This is a genomic window from Citrobacter sp. C6_1, from assembly GCF_014596835.2.
GTDB lineage: Bacteria > Pseudomonadota > Gammaproteobacteria > Enterobacterales > Enterobacteriaceae > Citrobacter > Citrobacter pasteurii.
Genome location: NZ_CP115031.1, coordinates 1,263,701 through 1,279,505 on the forward strand (window position 1 = coordinate 1,263,701; position 15,805 = coordinate 1,279,505).

At 54.0% G+C, this 15,805-nt stretch carries 18 protein-coding genes; 13 read left to right on the forward strand and 5 right to left on the reverse strand.

From position 1 onward, the window contains the following. From IB196_RS06130 to IB196_RS06140, 3 genes are all read right to left on the reverse strand, one after another. Positions 1-990, reverse strand: a complete 990-nt coding sequence (locus tag IB196_RS06130) for an ABC transporter permease (RefSeq protein ID WP_040233450.1) — start codon at positions 988-990, stop codon at positions 1-3. Continuing rightward, a complete protein-coding gene (locus tag IB196_RS06135) occupies positions 983-2,491 on the reverse strand; it encodes a sugar ABC transporter ATP-binding protein (RefSeq protein WP_040233452.1) in 1,509 nt (502 codons plus the stop codon). Before IB196_RS06135 ends, IB196_RS06130 begins: the two co-directional genes overlap by 8 nt. A 104-nt stretch (positions 2,492-2,595) precedes the next feature. After that, entirely contained in the window at positions 2,596-3,579 is a 984-nt protein-coding gene (locus IB196_RS06140) for an autoinducer 2 ABC transporter substrate-binding protein (protein WP_032949791.1), read from the reverse strand. 420 nt (positions 3,580-3,999) lie between these two features. On the opposite strand from IB196_RS06140, the gene IB196_RS06145 reads away from it, so the two are divergent. Next, positions 4,000-4,638, forward strand: a complete 639-nt coding sequence (locus IB196_RS06145; protein WP_188232148.1) for a DUF1007 family protein — start codon at positions 4,000-4,002, stop codon at positions 4,636-4,638. Beyond that, positions 4,629-5,609 (forward strand): nickel/cobalt transporter, encoded by a 981-nt coding sequence (locus IB196_RS06150; protein ID WP_188232147.1) that lies wholly within the window; start codon positions 4,629-4,631, stop codon positions 5,607-5,609. Before IB196_RS06145 ends, IB196_RS06150 begins: the two co-directional genes overlap by 10 nt. Before the next feature lie 104 nt (positions 5,610-5,713). On the opposite strand, the gene suhB is transcribed toward IB196_RS06150, so the two are convergent. Next, positions 5,714-6,517, reverse strand: coding sequence for an inositol-1-monophosphatase (gene suhB / locus IB196_RS06155; RefSeq protein WP_003037670.1), 804 nt, complete (start codon positions 6,515-6,517; stop codon positions 5,714-5,716). Between the two features lie 118 nt (positions 6,518-6,635). Here suhB and trmJ point away from each other — a divergent pair, with 118 nt between their 5' ends. The 11 genes from trmJ to sseB all read left to right on the forward strand — a co-directional run bounded on the left by trmJ (position 6,636) and on the right by sseB (position 15,550). Beyond that, the gene (trmJ, locus tag IB196_RS06160) at positions 6,636-7,367 is read left to right on the forward strand and encodes a tRNA (cytosine(32)/uridine(32)-2'-O)-methyltransferase TrmJ (protein ID WP_149692233.1); all 732 of its coding nucleotides are present in this window, start codon (positions 6,636-6,638) and stop codon (positions 7,365-7,367) included. Between the two features lie 239 nt (positions 7,368-7,606). Beyond that, positions 7,607-8,098 carry a Fe-S cluster assembly transcriptional regulator IscR gene (iscR, locus tag IB196_RS06165; protein ID WP_003037674.1) on the forward strand — a complete coding sequence of 164 codons (492 nt, stop codon included), beginning with the start codon at positions 7,607-7,609 and terminating at the stop codon, positions 8,096-8,098. A gap of 242 nt (positions 8,099-8,340) precedes the next feature. Then, the gene (gene iscS, locus IB196_RS06170) at positions 8,341-9,555 is read left to right on the forward strand and encodes a cysteine desulfurase (RefSeq protein WP_151217660.1); all 1,215 of its coding nucleotides are present in this window, start codon (positions 8,341-8,343) and stop codon (positions 9,553-9,555) included. Between the two features lie 25 nt (positions 9,556-9,580). Further along, positions 9,581-9,967 (forward strand): Fe-S cluster assembly scaffold IscU, encoded by a 387-nt coding sequence (gene iscU, locus IB196_RS06175; protein ID WP_002913991.1) that lies wholly within the window; start codon positions 9,581-9,583, stop codon positions 9,965-9,967. 20 nt (positions 9,968-9,987) lie between these two features. After that, entirely contained in the window at positions 9,988-10,311 is a 324-nt protein-coding gene (gene iscA, locus IB196_RS06180; RefSeq protein WP_003037681.1) for an iron-sulfur cluster assembly protein IscA, read from the forward strand. Between the two features lie 75 nt (positions 10,312-10,386). Next, positions 10,387-10,902: a co-chaperone HscB gene (gene hscB / locus IB196_RS06185; protein ID WP_003838436.1), complete on the forward strand. Its 516-nt coding sequence runs from the start codon at positions 10,387-10,389 to the stop codon at positions 10,900-10,902. Positions 10,903-10,917: 15 nt separating this feature from the next. After that, on the forward strand, positions 10,918-12,768 hold the full coding sequence (gene hscA / locus IB196_RS06190) for a Fe-S protein assembly chaperone HscA (RefSeq protein WP_005120411.1): 1,851 nt from the start codon (positions 10,918-10,920) through the stop codon (positions 12,766-12,768). A 1-nt stretch (position 12,769) separates the two neighbouring features. Further along, on the forward strand, positions 12,770-13,105 hold the full coding sequence (gene fdx / locus IB196_RS06195) for an ISC system 2Fe-2S type ferredoxin (protein WP_003037690.1): 336 nt from the start codon (positions 12,770-12,772) through the stop codon (positions 13,103-13,105). 11 nt (positions 13,106-13,116) lie between these two features. Beyond that, the gene (gene iscX, locus IB196_RS06200) at positions 13,117-13,317 is read left to right on the forward strand and encodes a Fe-S cluster assembly protein IscX (RefSeq protein ID WP_003037694.1); all 201 of its coding nucleotides are present in this window, start codon (positions 13,117-13,119) and stop codon (positions 13,315-13,317) included. 61 nt (positions 13,318-13,378) lie between these two features. Further along, positions 13,379-14,662, forward strand: a complete 1,284-nt coding sequence (gene pepB, locus IB196_RS06205) for an aminopeptidase PepB (protein ID WP_040233462.1) — start codon at positions 13,379-13,381, stop codon at positions 14,660-14,662. 111 nt (positions 14,663-14,773) lie between these two features. Further along, on the forward strand, positions 14,774-15,550 hold the full coding sequence (gene sseB, locus IB196_RS06210) for an enhanced serine sensitivity protein SseB (RefSeq protein WP_005120414.1): 777 nt from the start codon (positions 14,774-14,776) through the stop codon (positions 15,548-15,550). Positions 15,551-15,586: 36 nt separating this feature from the next. On the opposite strand, the gene timP is transcribed toward sseB, so the two are convergent. Beyond that, on the reverse strand, positions 15,587-15,715 hold the full coding sequence (timP, locus tag IB196_RS06215; protein WP_342446913.1) for a small toxic inner membrane protein TimP: 129 nt from the start codon (positions 15,713-15,715) through the stop codon (positions 15,587-15,589). Between the last annotated feature and the right edge of the window lie 90 nt (positions 15,716-15,805).

Below are 15,805 nucleotides of genomic sequence, written 5' to 3' on the forward strand. Positions count from 1 at the left end.
TCAAAGCTCCCTTGCCAGTTTGCGTTTTTCGTTCCAGGCCGTGGCACTGATGCTGACCAGGATAATGGCGCCGCTGAATACGGTGTGCCAGTAAGAGGAGACGCTGAGTAGCGTCAGACCATTTTGTAAGAAGGCCAGCAGGACAACGCCGAGCAGGGTTCCGGTCAACGTTCCGCGCCCACCGCTCATGCTGGTTCCGCCGAGTACGACCGCCGCCAGCACCGTCAGCTCAAAGCCGAGCAGCGAATTGGGCGCAACTGACTGAGTGATTTGCGCCTGCACCACGGCGGCAACACCTGCCAGAATGCCCATATAGCCATACACGTAGAAATGCAGTTTCAGCAGATTTAACCCCAGACGCGAGGCCGCGTCGCGGTTACCGCCCATAGCGTAAACCTGTCGGCCAAGACGGGTATAGTTCATCAGCACAGCGGTAAAGATGATCACCGCCGCCAGGCACAGCAGGGGCAGGGTGAGGCCGTAGTCGTAGCCATCTGCCGCGGTGAAGGAGAACCAGTTAATGCCGTTCATAAACCAGTCAGGGAAACCGTACAGCCAGGTGCCTTTGGTGGCGTAAACCAGAAGGCCGTAGTAGACGTTCAGCGTGGCGATGGTAATGATGATTGCCGGAACGCGCAGCCAGTAGACCAGGAAGCCATTAATAAGTCCAAGCAGCAGGCCCACCGCAATCGCAATGGTTAACGCCAGAGCGAAGTTGCCGCCGTGGCCGATCACCCAACTGGCCATCGCATACTGGGCAATCGCGGTCATCGCCGGAAATGAGATATCGATCCCACCGGAAATCAGCACCACAAACAACCCGCAGGCGAGAATGCCGAGAATCGCGTAGCTGGTGGCCACATCTGTCAGATTGCCGAGCGAGAGGAACTCATCGGTGCTGACACTTAGCCCAACCGCCAGCGCCACGACCAGCAGGCCCAGCCAGAATTCATGTTGCCCGATTAAACGGGACAGAAGCATCTTATTCATTGATTACCTCGACCACTTCAGCAATCTCCTCTTCACGGCAGTGATGAGGATTAAATTCCGCCACCAGCCTGCCGCGACGCATCACCAGCACGCGGTGGCTGTTGTAATACGCTTCCGGAATTTCATCGCAAATCATCAGCACCGCCATCCCCTGTTCCGCCAGATCGCGGGCGATCTGGTAAATACCCTCTTTGTTGGCGATATCCACGCCTACCGTAGGCGAGTCGAGGATCAGAATGCGGGGATTCGTCGCCACCCATTTGGCAATGGCGATACGCTGGGCATTCCCGCCGGAAAGCGTTTTGACCGGGAGATGAGGATCGGACACCTTGATATTGAGCTCGCGGATTAAATCGGCGACCAGCTTTTGCGCTTTATGATGATTGAGCAGGCCGCTGCCGGTATGCAGTTGATCAAAGACCGTGACGATGGTGTTGTCGTAGATCGATTGCTCCATGATCAGCCCCTGCGTCAGGCGATCTTCTGAGACGTAGCCGATCCCGTGCTTAATGGCGTCGTGGTTATTACGCAGCGTGACCGGCTGACCGTTAATACGCATCTCGCCGCTTTCCGGGTGGGTCATGCCGAACAGGCTCAGGCAAAGCTCGGTGCGCCCGGCGCCCAGCAGGCCGACAATCGAGACAATCTCGCCGCCATGCAGCGACAGATTAATGTTCTGGTATTTGCCTCTGCGGCTGAGGTTGCGCAGTTCCAGCAGGGGCTCTCGATCGTCGAATGATTTCTCCGGCAGCGGGCTGTAGTGGAAGCGTTGTCCGGTCATCAGGAAAGCCAGCTCGTGACTGTCCAGTTCGCTGGCAGGATATGTGCCCACCAGTTTGCCGTCGCGCATCACGCTGATACGGTCTGCCACTTCCATTACTTCATCCAGACGATGGCTGACAAACACTACGCAAATGCCGGCCGCTTTCAGTTCGTTAACCACCTTCAGCAGGCCATTGACCTCCTGACGGGTCAGCGAGGCGGTGGGTTCATCCATAATGACCAGGCGCGCGTCGGCGGCAATCGCCCGACAAATAGCGACCAGCTGTCGGTCGGCAATCGAGAGTTTTTCAACTTTTTTATCGGGATCGATGTTCACACCAATACGCTTCATGGCGGCCAGCGCCTGCTGTTTCATGGAACCGCGACGCACCCAGATATCGCCGCCGGGAAGGTAGCGGTTAACCGCAATATTTTCTGCGACGCTAAAGTTAGGAAACAGCGACAGGTCCTGGTAGATAACCTGAATGCCGTAGTGGGACGAAAGCTGCGGCGTCAGGTGATGGAACAGTTTGCCATCGAGTAAAATCTGCGCGCCTTTTTCCGGGTGATATACCCCGGAGATCACTTTAATAATGGTGCTTTTACCACAGCCGTTTTGACCCGCCAGACAGTGAACTTCGCCTTTTCTCAGCGTCAGATTCACGTTATCCAGCGCCAGCACGCCCGGGAATTGTTTGCTGATATTCTCAAGAGTGATAAATGCGGTGGTGTCTGTCATGGACAATACCCCTGCGAGCGTCCTGACGGACGCTGAGTGTTAGTTTGGTGGATAGCGCCGACCAGACGGTCGGCGTTATGGTTTCCCTGGTGTTGGCAAAAGCCTTAGAAACCGAGTGACTGTGCGTTGTCTTTGGTGACTTCGAGGATCTTGTTAAAGCGGATCACTTTCTTCTCCGTGTCGATATCGGCTTTCCCTAAACCGTCGATACTCAGATCGGCATTGACTTCTTTGCCCTGCAACAGCTGATCGGCAACCGTTACCAGCGCATAGCCCGCATCTTTTGGATCCCACAGCAGCGCTTTTTTGATATCACCGCGCATCAGGTAAGGCGCAGCTTGTGCTGGCATGGCGATCCCGACAACGGCAATTTTATCTTTGGCGCGTTTTTTCTGTACAGCCTGACCCGCACCGATTGGACCCAGCGAGCCGAAACCGATAATCCCCTTCATCTGCGGATAGGTTTTCATCAGATCCAGCGTCGTGGCGTAGGATTTATCGATGCTTTCCGCAACCGGCAGACGTGAAGTGACCTCGAACATTTCCGGATATTTTTCTTTCTGGTACTTGATTGCATAATCCGCCCACGCGTTATGCAGTGGCACCGTCAGCGAACCGACATAGATGGCATAACCCCCTTTGCCGCCCATGTTTTTTGCCAGCTCATCAACGTTGGCCTGTGCGTATTTTTCACTGTCGATGGTTTCGATATCCCACTGACCGATTTGCTCGTCCGGGGATTCGTGCGTCAGAACCACAATGCCTTTCTCGCGCGCCTTTTTCAGTACTGGCTCAAGAACCTTGGCATCGTTTGGTACCACGATGATCGCGTTGACGTTTTTGGCGATCAGATCCTCAATGACTTTGACCTGCTGTGCCGGATCCGGCGTAGACGGACCGGTCTGGTAAGCGTTCACATCCAGTTTTTTTGCTGCTTCGTTAACACCGGTTTCCATGCGGTTAAACCACGGAATACCGGTGACTTTGGCAACCACAGCAATTTCATATTTTTCCGCCGCAAAGGACGTGCCGGACAACATGCATGCAGAAACCAGGGTTGCACTGAGTAATGCGAGTTTGAATTTCATAGTTGTACCTTTCGTAGGGGGCAGGACATGTCACGGCGTGAAGTTAACAACGAATGGAAGAGGGAATGAATCACAAGTTTGATGAATGTGATCTATGCCCGGTAATGTTAATTTATGGAAAATAAATGGTTAAATAATGGTTAAATTTGAGCGGATTTATAATGAGTTGAATGAATTAAAAGTTAAAAAATCATTAAAATGAAACTAATATTTAACATTTTATTTTCATTTGACTTAAGTTCTAGCGATAAAAAGGGATTTGCTCTGGCATTGATGAACAATAAATTGTCTAAATTGAGAACTGAATCGATACCGGAAAACGGTGCTCAACATTTTTTCGTTCAATGGTATCCTCGGCATACTTGCGCCAAATACGGCATCATTATTTGTGGCGGTGTTGATTTTTATCGTGGAGAACTCATGCAAGGCGTTAAACGTATCATTATGACGTTGTTTCTCGCTGTTCTGTCCTTTGGCGCAGGTGCGCATCCCCACAGCTTTATTCATCTGAAAACCGAAGTCGTGAGCGAGAATGATCGGTTCGTCGCGCTAAAAATGCGCTGGACGATGGATGAAATCACGTCGGCGGATCTGCTTTACGACGCGGGGAATGCTAAACCTGGCGATGAAGTTTGGAAAAAACTGGCGGCGGAAGTGATGGCCAACGTTCTCGGGCAGCACTATTTCACCGAAGTGTGGCACGAAGGGAAAAAGGTAAAGTTTAAAAACAGACCGACGGAATATGGCATGGCGCGTGAAGAACACCAGGCGGTGCTGACGTTCGTTCTGCCGCTGGCCGAAGCTCAACCACTGAGCGGTCAAAAATATACTATTTCAACCTTCGATCCGACCTACTACGTCGATATGAGCTATGACAAAGACAGCGACGCCCGGCTTTCGCAGACCATAAGCCAGCAATGCCATATTTCAATGCATACGCCGACGCCGAATGAACACATGTTGAGCTTTGCGCAGTCGCTGGATAAAGAAGACGCACCGCCGGAGGATATGGAGTTGGGTAAACAGTTTGCACAGACGGTGACGCTGCAATGTCAGTAGTTTATCAACAACGCGCAGCCAGACGCCGTTGGCTCACGCTATGGCCACTGGCGGTCTTTTTGTTGCTGGCGACAGGCGGGGGGCTGTGGTTGTGGCAGGCCTGGCCTCAGGTAATGATGCACAGTGTCGTCTGGCAGCGCGACGTTAACCAGCAGATGAGCGGGTTGCTGAAAGCGGTTGCCGCGAACCCCACACGTGCGGGCGGATCTCTGCTGTTGTTTAGCTTTATATATGGGGTATTGCACGCATTGGGGCCGGGGCACGGCAAAATCGTCATCACGACCTGGCTTGCGACGCATCCGTCGAAGCTCAAGTCGAGCATTGGGCTGACGCTGGCGTCTTCCCTATTGCAGGGGCTGGTGGCAATAGGACTGGTGGTTGTAGTCCTCACGGTGCTGCAACTGCCTGCCCGACAGCTGCATATGAGCAGTTTCTGGCTGGAGAAAGCCAGCTATGCGCTGGTTGGCATGTTGGGCGTTTTATTGTGTGTCCGTGCGCTGAAGAAATTGCGCCAGCTGCTGATGCGCCCGAAATTCACCGCCTTTACGCCGCACCATGTGCATCACGAGGGCTGCGGCTGCGGGCATCAGCACTTGCCCAACCCGGAACAACTGCAAAGCGGCGATGACTGGCGCGCCCGGTTGATGATTATTCTCTCTATGGGCATGCGTCCCTGCTCTGGCGCAATTATGGTGCTGCTGTTCAGTAAAGTGGTTGGCGTTTTTAGCTGGGGCATGGCGTCGGCGCTGGCGATGGCAGCAGGAACCTCTTTGACGATTACGTCACTGGCTCTGCTGGTACACTGTTTTCGCTCGCTGGCGGTGAGAATTAGCGGACACAAAGCGCCGGTGCTGTGGCGGCAAATCGGATGGATCACGCTGGCATTAGCCGGTGGGGCGGTGCTGATTGCTGCTGCGGTAGTGATGTGGATGAGCGCGGTGCCGGTAGGGCGAGGGATAAGACCGTTTTAGCACTGTTGTCGGATGAATGCCTGATGGCGCTTCGCTGATCAGGCCTACGGGGAACTCCCCAGGTAGGCCGGATAAGGCGCAAGCCGCCATCCGGCATCAAATGATTAACGCTTCAGCGCATCGCTCAGTTCGTCACGCATGTTAGCCAACATGGCTTTAACAACGCGCGGGTTACCTGCAACGATGTTGCCAGTCGCCAGGTAGTTATGACCACCGGTGAAGTCGCAAACCAGTGCGCCAGCTTCACGCGCAATCAGCTCGCCTGCGGCGAAATCCCAAGGTTTCAGACCAATTTCGAAGTAACCGTCAACGCGCGCCGCGGCAACGTAAGCCAGATCCAGCGCAGCAGAACCTGTGCGGCGGAAGTCAGCGCACTCGGTAAACATTTTGCCAAGAATTTTCATGTAAGAAGCGGCGTGCTGCTTCGCTTTGAACGGGAAACCGGTGGCGATGATGGTGCCGTCCAGATCGCGGGCGGTGCTGCCACGCAGACGGTAGCCGTTCAGCTGTGCGCCCTGGCCGCGAGTTGCGGTGAACAGTTCGTTACGCATTGGATCGTAAACAACGGCGACTTCAGTACGGCCTTTAATGCGTACTGCGATAGATACCGCGAAGTGCGGCAGACGTTTTACGAAGTTGGTAGTGCCATCCAGTGGATCGATAACCCATTGAACATCCTGATCTTCACCAGCGTGCTCACCGCTTTCTTCGGTGATGATGGTGTGCTGCGGGTAAGATTTGCGAATAGTTTCGATAATAATCGCTTCGGCGGCTTTATCGACGTTAGTCACGAAATCATTGCTGCCTTTCTGGCTGGTTTCTACAGAGTCTGGGGTTTCGTAGTGTTTGGCAATTACATTACCCGCCTTGCGCGCTGCGCGCACGGCGATGGTCAGCATCGGATGCATCGGTCTCTCTCACTGGATGTTAAAGAACGGGAAAACGGCGCAGAGTATAGCAGCGAGTTCGGAATATGTCTTCGTTTTATGATAATATGCCCGAATAATCTTTAGCCGAAGAAATACAATGCTGCAAAATATTCGAATTGTGCTGGTGGAAACCTCTCACACTGGCAACATGGGCTCTGTAGCCCGCGCAATGAAAACCATGGGTTTAACCAATCTGTGGTTGGTAAATCCACTGGTTAAACCGGATTCCCAGGCCATCGCTCTGGCGGCAGGTGCCAGCGATGTGATCGGCAGCGCGCAAATCGTCGATACTCTCGATGAAGCGCTGGCGGGTTGCAGCCTGGTGGTAGGCACCAGCGCGCGCTCCCGTACGCTGCCGTGGCCGATGCTGGATCCGCGTGAATGCGGTTTAAAAAGCGTCTCTGAAGCGACGAATTCGCCCGTAGCGCTGGTGTTTGGTCGTGAACGCGTTGGTCTGACGAATGAAGAACTGCAGAAGTGCCATTACCACGTCGCTATTGCTGCGAACCCGGAATACAGTTCGCTGAACCTGGCGATGGCGGTGCAGGTCATCTCTTATGAAGTGCGCATGGCCTGGCTGGCAACGCAGGAAAGCGAGAAGACCGCAGAATACGAAGAAGCTGAGTACCCGCTGGTCGATGATTTAGAGCGTTTTTACGGTCATCTGGAACAAACGCTGCTGTCGACCGGTTTTATCCGTGAAGGGCATCCGGGACAGGTGATGAACAAGCTGCGCCGTCTGTTTACGCGTGCGCGTCCTGAGAGCCAGGAGCTGAACATTTTGCGCGGAATTTTAGCTTCAATTGAGCAACAGAATAAAAGCAAGTAACTGTACTAATGCCGGATGCGCTTCGCTTATCCGGCCTACGAATCGTGCGGCCTGTAGGCCGGATAAGCGAAGCGCATCCGGCAAACGAATACCGCACGGAACGTCAAATACCTGACTAAATTAGTCAAGTAAATAGTTGACTGATTTAGTCGGGAATGTCAGACTTGCCCCTGCTATGCAATACCCCCATTTTACAATAAAAAACCCCGGGCAGGGGCGAGTTTGAGGCTAAGTAAGACATGAGACTGACATCAAAAGGGCGTTATGCCGTGACCGCAATGTTGGACGTTGCGCTCAACTCCGAAACGGGCCCGGTACCGTTGGCTGATATTTCTGAACGTCAGGGCATTTCCCTGTCATATCTGGAGCAGCTGTTTTCCCGTTTGCGTAAAAACGGTCTGGTTTCCAGCGTACGTGGACCAGGCGGCGGGTATCTGCTGGGTAAAGATGCCGGCAGCATCGCAGTAGGTGAAGTCATCAGCGCTGTGGACGAGTCTGTAGATGCGACCCGTTGCCAGGGCAAAGGCGGTTGTCAGGGCGGCGATAAATGCCTGACCCACGCGCTTTGGCGCGATCTGAGCGATCGTCTGACCGGTTTCCTCAACAACATTACGTTGGGTGAACTGGTGAATAATCAGGAAGTCCTGGATGTGTCTGGTCGCCAGCACACGCATGACGCTCCACGCACTAATCGTGCACAAGACGCGATCGACGTTAAGTTACGCGCATAATTTGCCCGTTATATTTCGTGCCGCAACTGCGTTGGCCACACTTGCTCGCCCCAGTCACTTACTTGATGTAAGCTCCTGGGCACTCTCAAGTTTGTCGCCTTGCTGCAACACGAACTATTTAGGGCAAAGATAATAAGATATTAGAATCAGGCCGGGGTGTTAGACGCCCCGTTAACTCGGTCGTACATCCAGCCGGTTGCCTGATTCCTTGCATTGAAGCGATGTACGGAGTTTATAGAGCAATGAAATTACCGATCTATCTCGACTACTCCGCAACCACGCCGGTGGACCCGCGTGTTGCCGAGAAAATGATGCAGTGTCTGACCCTGGACGGAAACTTTGGTAACCCAGCGTCTCGTTCACACCGTTTCGGCTGGCATGCTGAAGAGGCGGTAGATATCGCCCGTAACCAGATTGCCGATCTTGTGGGTGCCGACCCGCGTGAAATCGTCTTTACCTCCGGTGCGACTGAATCCGATAACCTGGCGATTAAAGGTGCAGCCAACTTTTATCAGAAAAAAGGCAAGCACATCATCACCAGCAAAACCGAACACAAAGCCGTGCTGGACACCTGTCGTCAGCTGGAGCGCGAAGGGTTTGAGGTTACCTACCTCGCCCCGCAGCGTAACGGCATTATCGACCTGAAAGAACTTGAAGCGGCAATGCGTGACGACACCATCCTCGTCTCCATCATGCACGTGAATAACGAAATCGGCGTGGTGCAGGATATCGCGACTATCGGCGAAATGTGCCGTGCGCGCGGCATCATCTATCACGTTGATGCGACCCAGAGCGTGGGCAAACTGCCTATCGATCTGAGCCAACTGAAAGTTGACCTGATGTCCTTCTCCGGTCACAAAATCTATGGCCCGAAAGGCATCGGTGCGCTGTACGTGCGTCGTAAACCGCGTATTCGTATTGAAGCCCAGATGCACGGCGGCGGTCACGAGCGCGGCATGCGTTCCGGTACGCTGCCTGTGCACCAGATCGTTGGGATGGGTGAAGCATATCGCATCGCCAAAGAAGAGATGGAAACCGAGATGGCGCGCCTGCGCAGCCTGCGTAACCGTCTGTGGGACGGCGTGAAAGATATGGAAGAAGTGTATCTTAACGGCGATCTCGAGCAGGGCGCACCGAATATTCTCAACGTTAGCTTCAACTATGTTGAAGGCGAATCGCTGATTATGGCGCTGAAAGATCTGGCTGTATCCTCCGGTTCTGCATGTACTTCTGCAAGCCTGGAGCCATCCTACGTGCTGCGTGCGCTGGGAATGACCGACGAGCTGGCACACAGCTCAATTCGTTTCTCTTTAGGTCGTTTCACTACCGAAGAAGAGATTGACTACACCATCAATCTGGTTCGCAACTCCATCGGCCGTCTGCGTGACCTTTCTCCACTGTGGGAAATGTTCAAACAGGGCGTGGATCTGAACAGCATTGAATGGTCACATCACTAATCGGTATCGATAAGGAGAATTCATCATGGCTTACAGCGAAAAAGTAATCGATCATTACGAGAATCCACGTAACGTGGGCTCTTTTGACAACAGCGACGAGAACGTGGGCAGCGGCATGGTGGGTGCACCAGCCTGTGGCGACGTGATGAAGTTGCAGATTAAAGTCAACAATGAAGGTATCATTGAAGACGCGCGTTTCAAGACTTACGGCTGCGGTTCCGCTATTGCTTCCAGCTCTCTGGTTACCGAATGGGTAAAAGGGAAATCTCTGGACGAAGCACAGGCGATTAAAAACACCGATATCGCCGACGAGCTTGAACTGCCACCGGTGAAAATTCACTGCTCTATTCTGGCTGAAGACGCGATTAAAGCCGCGATTGCGGATTACAAAAGCAAACGTGAAGCAAAATAATTAAGAGTTGAGGTTTTATTATGTCGATTACCTTAAGCGACAGTGCAGCAGCGCGTGTAAATACCTTCCTGGCAAACCGCGGTAAAGGGTTTGGTCTGCGTCTGGGCGTGAGAACCTCCGGCTGCTCAGGTATGGCCTATGTACTGGAATTTGTTGACGAGCCGGCGGCTGAAGATACCGTGTTTGAAGACAAAGGCGTTAAAGTTGTGGTCGACGGTAAGAGCCTGCAATTCCTCGACGGTACGCAGTTAGACTTCGTCAAAGAAGGTCTGAACGAAGGGTTTAAGTTCACTAACCCGAACGTGAAAGACGAATGTGGATGCGGCGAAAGCTTCCACGTGTAACGCGCGTCACCCGAAAACCCCACCGTGGCTTTGCTACGTGTGGGGTTTGTTCTAACAGGCTACCCTGAGAATGTTATGGACTACTTCACCCTCTTTGGCTTACCGGCCCGTTATCAGCTCGATACTCAGGCGCTGAGCCTCCGTTTTCAGGATCTACAACGTCAGTATCATCCTGATAAATTTGCCAGCGGTTCCCAGGCGGAACAACTTGCTGCGGTTTCGCAGTCCGCCACGATCAACCAGGCCTGGCAAACGCTGCGTCATCCTTTGATGCGCGCCGAATACTTATTGTCTTTACACGGCTTTGATATCCGCAGCGAGCAGCACACGGTGCGCGATACCGCGTTCCTGATGGAACAACTGGAGCTGCGGGAAGAGCTGGACGAAATTGAACAGGCAAAAGACAGTCAACGTTTAGATGCGTTTATGCAGCGCGTCAGCGAAATGTATAACGTTCGTCATCAACTGATGGTGGAACAGCTGGATAGCGAGACGTGGGACGCAGCGGCAGATACCGTGCGTAAGCTGCGTTTTCTCGATAAACTGCGAAGCAGTGCAGAACAACTCGAAGAAAAACTGCTCGATTTTTAATTTCCGGAAGCGAAAATGGCCTTATTACAAATTAGTGAGCCTGGTCTGAGCGCCGCGCCGCACCAGCGTCGTCTGGCGGTAGGTATCGATTTAGGCACCACCAACTCCCTGGTTGCGACCGTACGCAGCGGCCAGGCCGAAACGTTGGCAGACCATGAAGGTCGCCACCTGTTGCCGTCAGTGGTTCACTATCAGCAGCAGGGTTATTCTGTCGGTTACGATGCCCGCGCCAATGCTGCGCTGGATACGGCAAACACCGTCAGTTCGGTAAAACGCATGATGGGCCGCTCTCTGGCGGATATCCAGGCGCGTTACCCGCATCTGCCATATACGTTCCAGGCAAGCGAAAACGGCTTGCCGATGATTGAAACCGCTGCCGGATTGCTTAATCCGGTGCGCGTCTCCGCGGATATTCTGAAAGCGCTGGCCGCGCGGGCGACCGAATCACTGTCCGGCGAACTGGACGGCGTGGTAATCACCGTTCCGGCTTACTTTGACGATGCACAGCGTCAGGGGACCAAAGATGCCGCGCGTCTGGCGGGCCTTCACGTATTGCGTCTGTTGAACGAACCGACCGCAGCTGCGATTGCCTATGGTCTGGACTCCGGTCAGGAAGGCGTGATTGCGGTCTACGATCTTGGCGGCGGTACTTTTGATATTTCTATTCTGCGCCTGAGCCGCGGCGTGTTTGAAGTGCTGGCGACCGGCGGTGATTCCGCGCTCGGCGGCGACGATTTTGACCATCTGCTGGCCGATTATATTCGCCAGCAGGCTGGCGTGACCGATCGTAGCGATAACCGCGTACAGCGCGAACTGCTGGATGCCGCGATTGCCGCGAAAATCGCGCTCAGCGATGCCGATTCTGTGACGGTTAACGTGGCGGGATGGCAGGGTGAAATCACCCGTGAAACCTTTAATGAACTCATTTCCGCACTGGTCAAGCGTACGCTGCTGGCCTGCCGTCGCGCGCTGAAAGATGCGGGCGTGGAGCCGCAGGATGTGCTGGAAGTGGTGATGGTCGGTGGTTCAACGCGCGTGCCATTGGTGCGTGAACGCGTCGGTGAATTTTTTGGCCGTACGCCACTGACTTCTATCGACCCGGATAAAGTGGTGGCTATCGGAGCGGCAATCCAGGCGGATATTCTGGTCGGGAACAAACCGGACAGCGAAATGCTGCTGCTGGACGTTATCCCGCTGTCGCTCGGCCTTGAAACGATGGGCGGTCTGGTGGAGAAAGTGATCCCGCGTAACACCACGATTCCGGTGGCGCGCGCGCAGGATTTTACCACCTTTAAAGATGGCCAAACCGCGATGTCCATTCACGTGATGCAGGGTGAACGTGAGCTGGTGCAGGACTGCCGTTCACTGGCGCGTTTTGCGCTGCGCGGCATCCCAGCATTGCCAGCTGGCGGCGCGCATATCCGCGTGACCTTCCAGGTGGACGCCGATGGCCTGCTGAGCGTCACCGCGATGGAAAAATCCACCGGCGTTGAGTCCTCAATTCAGGTTAAACCGTCCTACGGTCTGACCGACAGTGAAATCGCCTCCATGATTCAGGATTCGATGAGTTTTGCCGAGCAGGACGTTAAAGCCCGTATGCTGGCAGAACAGAAAGTCGAAGCGGCACGCGTACTGGAAAGTTTATCCGGTGCGCTGAACGCTGATGCCGCGCTGTTAAGCGCCGCAGAACGTCAGGCTATCGACACCGCAGCCGCGCACTTGAGCGAGGTTGCACAGGGTGACGATGTTGACGCGATAGAACAAGCCATTAAAAACGTAGACAAACAAACCCAGGAGTTCGCCGCTCGCCGCATGGACAAGTCCGTCCGTAGCGCGCTGAAAGGCCATTCCGTGGACGAGGTTTAATATGCCAAAGATTGTTATTTTGCCTCATCAGGATCTCTGTCCCGATGGTGCAGTTCTGGAAGCTGAGACCGGCGAAACCATTCTTGACGTTGCCCTGCGTAACGGTATCGAGATTGAACACGCCTGTGAAAAATCCTGTGCCTGCACAACCTGCCACTGCATCGTACGTGAAGGTTTTGATTCTTTGCCGGAAAGCACAGAAGAAGAAGACGACATGCTGGATAAAGCCTGGGGACTGGAGCCGGAGAGCCGTTTAAGCTGTCAGGCGCGCGTCACCGAGGACGATTTAGTGGTCGAAATCCCACGTTACACAATCAATCATGCGCGTGAGCATTAACAGAGGGTAGTATGGGACTGAAGTGGACCGATAGCCGCGAAATCGGCGAGGCGTTGTACGACGCGTTCCCCGATCTCGACCCCAAGACCGTTCGTTTCACCGATCTGCACCAGTGGATCTGTGACCTGGAAGAGTTCGATGATGATCCACAGGCATCGAACGAAAAAATCCTTGAGGCCATTTTGCTGGTCTGGCTGGACGAAGCCGAATAAGTCAACGGGCTGCCCACGGGTGGCCCGTTTTCCTGTATGCGCGAAAATAAGGATAAATACAATGACAGAAGCCATGAAAATTACGCTTTCCACGCAACCTGCCGATGCCCGCTGGGGTGAAAAGGCGACATACAGCATTAATAATGATGGCATTACCCTGCACCTGAACGGAAAAGATGACCTCGGCCTTATCCAGCGCGCTGCGCGTAAAATTGACGGTCTGGGTATTAAACATGTCCAACTGGATGGTGAAGGCTGGGATACCGAACGTAGCTGGGCGTTCTGGCAGGGCTACAAAGGACCAAAAGGCACCCGCAAAGTTGAGTGGGCTGCTCTGGATGAGGCACAGCGCAAAGAGCTGGATAACCGTCTGAAAATTATTGACTGGGTGCGCGATACCATTAACGCCCCGGCAGAAGAGCTGGGCCCGGAACAGCTGGCGCAACGCGCAGTAGACCTGCTGTGCTCTGTTGCCTGCGATAACGTCTCTTACCGCATCACTAAAGGCGAAGATCTGCGCGAGCAGAACTACATGGGATTGCATACCGTAGGTCGTGGCTCCGAACGTCCTCCGGTGCTGCTGGCGCTGGATTACAATCCAACTGGCGATAAAGAAGCCTCGGTTTATGCCTGTCTGGTTGGCAAGGGAATTACCTTTGACTCCGGCGGATACAGCATCAAGCAAAGCGCATTTATGGACTCAATGAAGTCTGATATGGGCGGTGCGGCAACGGTCACCGGCGCGCTGGCGTTCGCCATCACCCGTGGTCTGAACAAGCGCGTGAAGCTGTATCTGTGCTGCGCGGATAACCTGATCAGCGGCAACGCCTTTAAGCTCGGCGATATTATTCACTATCGCAATGGTAAAAAGGTTGAAGTAATGAATACCGATGCCGAAGGGCGTCTGGTGCTGGCTGATGGCCTGATCGACGCCAGCGCGCAGAAACCGGAACTGATTATTGATGCCGCCACGCTGACCGGCGCGGCAAAAACGGCGCTGGGCAACGATTACCACGCGCTGTTTAGCTTTGACGATCAACTGGCTGCCCGTCTGCTGGCAAGTGCGGCGCAAGAAAACGAACCGTTCTGGCGTCTGCCGCTGGCAGAGTTCCACCGTAGCCAGTTGCCGTCTAACTTTGCCGAGCTGAATAATACCGGCAGCGCGGCCTATCCGGCGGGTGCCAGCACCGCGGCGGGCTTCCTGTCCCATTTCGTGGAAAACTATCAGCAGGGCTGGCTGCATATTGACTGCTCTGCAACCTATCGCAAAGCGCCAGTTGAGCAGTGGTCTGCGGGCGCAACCGGTTTAGGTGTGCGTACTATCGCGAATCTGTTGACTGCCTGAAAGGTGTTTTTGTAGGCCGGGTAAGCGAAGTGCCACCCGGCATTGTGCCTGATGGCGACGCGGTGCGTCTTATCAGGCCTACAACTCATATATTCATAATTTGTGATCTCTATGTCCGAAACGAAAAACGAATTAGAAACCCTGCTGGAGCAAGCGGCGACAGAGCCTGCGCATCGCCCGGCATTTTTCCGTACTTTACTGGAGTCTACCGTCTGGGTGCCGGGTACTGCCGCAGAAGGCGAGGCGGTGGTTGAAGACAGCGCCCTCGACCTTCAGCACTGGGAAAAGGAAGACGGCACCACCGTGATCCCGTTCTTTACCTCCCTGGAAGCCCTGCAGCAGGCGGTTGAAGATGAGCAGGCATTTGTCGTCATGCCGGTGCGTACATTGTTTGAAATGACGCTCGGCGAAACGCTGTTTCTCAACGCGAAACTGCCGACCGGCAAAGAATTTATGCCGCGTGAAATCAGCCTGCTGATGGGAGAAGAGGGGAATCCGCTCAGCACCCAGGAAGTACTGGAAGGCGGTGAATCGTTGATCCTCTCTGAAGTCGCTGAACCTCCGGCGCAGATGATTGACTCGCTGACTACGCTGTTTAAAACCATTAAGCCGGTAAAACGCGCATTTCTCTGCTCGATCAAAGAAAGTCCGGATGCCCAACCCAACCTGCTGATTGGAATTGAAGCCGATGGCGATATTGAAGAGATTATTCATGCCACGGGGAGTGTTGCAACGGACACGTTACCGGGCGATGAACCGATTGATATCTGCCAGGTGGTGAAAGGTGAGAAAGGGGTCAGCCACTTTATTACCGAACACATCGCGCCTTTCTACGAGCGTCGCTGGGGCGGATTCCTGCGGGATTTCAAACAGAACAGGATTATCTGAGTAAAGGAAAGCCGCCCCATAGGGCGGCTACCTGGCTTACTTGCCCTGGGCGCTGAGCGTCACGCGTACAGAATTACCTGAGTAACTCCGATCCCCGTGAAGACACAACGTTCCAGATACAACAAGCACGATACAGAAGTACCGTATCTTCATTGCGCGGTCCATGCGAAGACCGCATCACGACAGCACCACTGGCGATCATGCCGTGATAGCAAGCGCTGAGGTGCACCTGCGTATACGGCCATACAATGACCT

Excerpts from the sequence above, each read along its gene's own strand:
- iscS (WP_151217660.1), top strand. The coding sequence starts at position 8,341 with ATGAAATTACCGATCTATCTCGACTACTCCGCAACCACGCCGGTGGAC.
- IB196_RS06140 (WP_032949791.1), bottom strand. The coding sequence starts at position 3,579 with ATGAAATTCAAACTCGCATTACTCAGTGCAACCCTGGTTTCTGCATGC.
- IB196_RS06145 (WP_188232148.1), top strand. The coding sequence starts at position 4,000 with ATGCAAGGCGTTAAACGTATCATTATGACGTTGTTTCTCGCTGTTCTG.
- iscU (WP_002913991.1), top strand. The coding sequence starts at position 9,581 with ATGGCTTACAGCGAAAAAGTAATCGATCATTACGAGAATCCACGTAAC.
- IB196_RS06150 (WP_188232147.1), top strand. The coding sequence starts at position 4,629 with ATGTCAGTAGTTTATCAACAACGCGCAGCCAGACGCCGTTGGCTCACG.
- timP (WP_342446913.1), bottom strand. The coding sequence starts at position 15,715 with ATGGACCGCGCAATGAAGATACGGTACTTCTGTATCGTGCTTGTTGTA.
- hscB (WP_003838436.1), top strand. The coding sequence starts at position 10,387 with ATGGACTACTTCACCCTCTTTGGCTTACCGGCCCGTTATCAGCTCGAT.
- iscA (WP_003037681.1), top strand. The coding sequence starts at position 9,988 with ATGTCGATTACCTTAAGCGACAGTGCAGCAGCGCGTGTAAATACCTTC.
- IB196_RS06130 (WP_040233450.1), bottom strand. The coding sequence starts at position 990 with ATGAATAAGATGCTTCTGTCCCGTTTAATCGGGCAACATGAATTCTGG.
- suhB (WP_003037670.1), bottom strand. The coding sequence starts at position 6,517 with ATGCATCCGATGCTGACCATCGCCGTGCGCGCAGCGCGCAAGGCGGGT.
- IB196_RS06135 (WP_040233452.1), bottom strand. The coding sequence starts at position 2,491 with ATGACAGACACCACCGCATTTATCACTCTTGAGAATATCAGCAAACAA.
- trmJ (WP_149692233.1), top strand. The coding sequence starts at position 6,636 with ATGCTGCAAAATATTCGAATTGTGCTGGTGGAAACCTCTCACACTGGC.
- fdx (WP_003037690.1), top strand. The coding sequence starts at position 12,770 with ATGCCAAAGATTGTTATTTTGCCTCATCAGGATCTCTGTCCCGATGGT.
- iscR (WP_003037674.1), top strand. The coding sequence starts at position 7,607 with ATGAGACTGACATCAAAAGGGCGTTATGCCGTGACCGCAATGTTGGAC.
- sseB (WP_005120414.1), top strand. The coding sequence starts at position 14,774 with ATGTCCGAAACGAAAAACGAATTAGAAACCCTGCTGGAGCAAGCGGCG.
- pepB (WP_040233462.1), top strand. The coding sequence starts at position 13,379 with ATGACAGAAGCCATGAAAATTACGCTTTCCACGCAACCTGCCGATGCC.
- iscX (WP_003037694.1), top strand. The coding sequence starts at position 13,117 with ATGGGACTGAAGTGGACCGATAGCCGCGAAATCGGCGAGGCGTTGTAC.
- hscA (WP_005120411.1), top strand. The coding sequence starts at position 10,918 with ATGGCCTTATTACAAATTAGTGAGCCTGGTCTGAGCGCCGCGCCGCAC.